This window comes from Phenylobacterium sp., from assembly GCF_035276905.1.
Lineage (GTDB): Bacteria > Pseudomonadota > Alphaproteobacteria > Caulobacterales > Caulobacteraceae > Phenylobacterium.
The window spans coordinates 1-2,569 of the sequence record NZ_DATELG010000231.1 but is presented as its reverse complement, the minus strand read 5'-3'; the positions used below and the strand labels follow the sequence as shown (position 1 = coordinate 2,569).

Sequence of the window (2,569 nt, the reverse complement as noted above, 5' to 3'; positions counted from 1 at the left end):
CTCGGTGATCACGGCGTAGACGTGGCCCTGGCGGCCCACGGACTTCGACAGCAGCCGGGTGAAGTAGCCGCCGCCGGGCAAGAGCTCGCCCACCACCTGGCCGGGCTTCAGCTCGGCGAAGGCCAGCAGCTCGGCGGGCTTGCGCTTGGCGTCTCTCGCCACATCCGCCGCGGGCCTGTTCGGGTCGGCGATCGCACCGGCGAAGTCGGCCGGAAAGTTCCTGCGCCCATGGAGCGCCGCCGACGCGCTTCCGGCCAATCCCACCGCGAGCAGCAAAGCCGCCGCGATCATCCGCTTGCGTGGCATCCCAGACCTCCCAGCCCCAGTCATCGTCACGCAACATGGGGACTTACGGCAGCGGCGACCACTCCTCGGCGGCGGGAAGGGGCGCAAAAATTTCGTCCAGCAGGGGCTCGCCGACGTCTTCGAGGCTCGCCGGCCGCCATTTCGGGACGTTGTCCTTCTCGACGATCACCGCCCGGACGCCTTCGCGGAAGTCGGGGCGGAGCACCACGCGCGAGGCGATGCGGTACTCCATCGCCATGTTCGCGGCGAAGCTCTTCAGCCCCGCGCCGAGCTGCAGCTGGCGGAAGGCGACCTTGAGGGTCTGCGGCGACTTGGCGGCCAGCACCGCCAGCTGCTCGCGCGCCCAGTCGGTCTCGGCGGCCGTCAGGGCGCCGGCGATCGCCTCGACGCTGTCGAGCGAGAAGATCCGGGCGATCTCGTCCTGGTGGGCGGCCAGCGGCGGGCGGCCGGCGTCGCCCTCGAACTCGGTCAGCAGGCGCTCGATCGCCGCCGGATCGGCGACGACGGCGGCCTTCAGCTCCGCCAGCCGGCGGCTTTCCACATAGTCGGTGGCCACCCCCACCAGCTGGCAGTCGGCGGCCTTGATCCGCGCCCCGGTCATCGCCAGCCACATGCCGATGTGGTCGGGCATCCTGGGCAGCCACCAGCCGCCGCCGACGTCGGGGAACAGGCCGATCCCGGTCTCCGGCATGGCGTAGGTGGTCCGCTCGCTCGCCACCCTGAAGCGCGCCGGCATGGCGAGGCCGACCCCGCCGCCCATCACCACGCCGTCGATGATCGCGCAGACCGGCTTGGGATAGCGGAACAGCAGCTCGTTCAGCCGGTACTCGGTGAAGAAGAACTCGCGCGCCGCCGATCCGCCCTCGGCGGCGCTGTCGTAGAGCGCGCGGATGTCGCCGCCGGCGCAGAAGCCGCGCTCGCCGGAATGGTCGATCAGCACCAGCTCCACGCCCGCATCGCCCTGCCAGGCCAGCAGCGCCTCGGTGATCAGCCGGCACATGTCCAGCGTCAGCGCGTGCAGCGCCTGGGGCCGGTTGAGCGTCAGGCGCCCGACCTTGCCCTCGATCCGCACCAGGACTTCGGCTTCTTCCCTCACGCGTTCGCTCCCGGGCCGCGCCCCGCTATTGCCGGAACATCTCGCGCGCGGTGATCACGCGCATGATCTCGTTGGCGCCTTCGAGGATCTGGTGCACCCGCAGGTCGCGCACGATCCGCTCCAGCGGATAGTCCTTCAGGTAGCCGTAGCCGCCGTGCAGCTGCAGCGCCTGGTTGGCGACCTCGAAGCCGACGTCGGTGGCGAAGCGCTTGGCCATGGCGCAGTGCTGGGTCGCCTCAGGCAGCTTGGCGTCCAGCGAAAAGGCCGCCCGGCGCACCATCAGCTGGGCCGCGTCGAGCTCGGTGGCCATGTCGGCGAGGCGCCATTGCAGGCCCTGGAACTCCTTCAGCGGCTGGCCGAACTGCTTGCGGGTCTCCAGGTAGGCCTTGGCGGTGTCGAGCGCGAACCGCGCCCCGCCCAGCGAACAGGAGGCGATGTTGATCCGCCCGCCGTCGAGCCCGGCCATGGCGAAGCGGAAGCCGGCGCCCTCGGCGCCGATGCGGTTGGCCTCTGGAATGCGACAATCGTCGAAGTTGACCTGCGCGGTCGGCTGGGCGTTCCAGCCCAGCTTCTTCTCCTGGGCCCCGAACGACAGGCCGGGCGTTCCCTTCTCGACCACGAAGGCCGAGATCCCCTTCGGCCCCGGCCCGCCGGTGCGGGCCATCACCACATAGAGGTCCGAGACCCCGCCGCCGGAGATGAACGCCTTGGTCCCGTTCAGCACATAGGTCTCGCCGTCCTTCACCGCCCGCGTGGCCAGCGAGGCGGCGTCGGAGCCGGCCCCCGGCTCGGTCAGGCAGTAGCTGGCCACCGTCTCCATGGTGGTCAGGGCGGGCACGAACCGCCGGCGCAGCGCCTCGTCCCCGTAGCGGTCGATCATCCAGGCGGCCATGTTGTGGATCGACAGGAACGCCGCGGTCGTCGGGCAGCCGTACGACAGCGCCTCGAAGATCAGCGAGGCCTCCATCCGCCCAAGCCCCGAGCCGCCAAGGTCCTCGGCGATGTAGATCCCCGCCAGCCCCAGCGCCGCGGCCGCCCGCAGCGCCTCGATCGGGAAGATCTTCTCCTCGTCCCAGCGGGCGGCGTGCGGCGCAAGCTCGGCCGCCGCAAATGCGCCCGCCATGTCCTGGATCGCGCGCTGATCTTCGGTGAGATTGAAATCCATGG

Annotated in this window: 2 protein-coding genes and 1 pseudogene; all 3 read right to left on the bottom strand. The window is 70.7% G+C overall.

Going from position 1 to position 2,569, the window contains the following annotated elements; translation table 11 throughout:
* Positions 1 to 306 (bottom strand): annotated as a pseudogene (locus VJS38_RS10775) (methyltransferase); the annotation flags it as partial.
* Between the two features lie 43 nt (positions 307 to 349).
* Entirely contained in the window at positions 350 to 1,402 is a 1,053-nt protein-coding gene (locus VJS38_RS10770) for an enoyl-CoA hydratase/isomerase family protein (protein ID WP_324088146.1), read from the bottom strand.
* 25 nt (positions 1,403 to 1,427) lie between these two features.
* Positions 1,428 to 2,567, bottom strand: a complete 1,140-nt coding sequence (locus VJS38_RS10765; protein ID WP_324088145.1) for an acyl-CoA dehydrogenase family protein — start codon at positions 2,565 to 2,567, stop codon at positions 1,428 to 1,430.
* Positions 2,568 to 2,569: the final 2 nt, after the last annotated feature.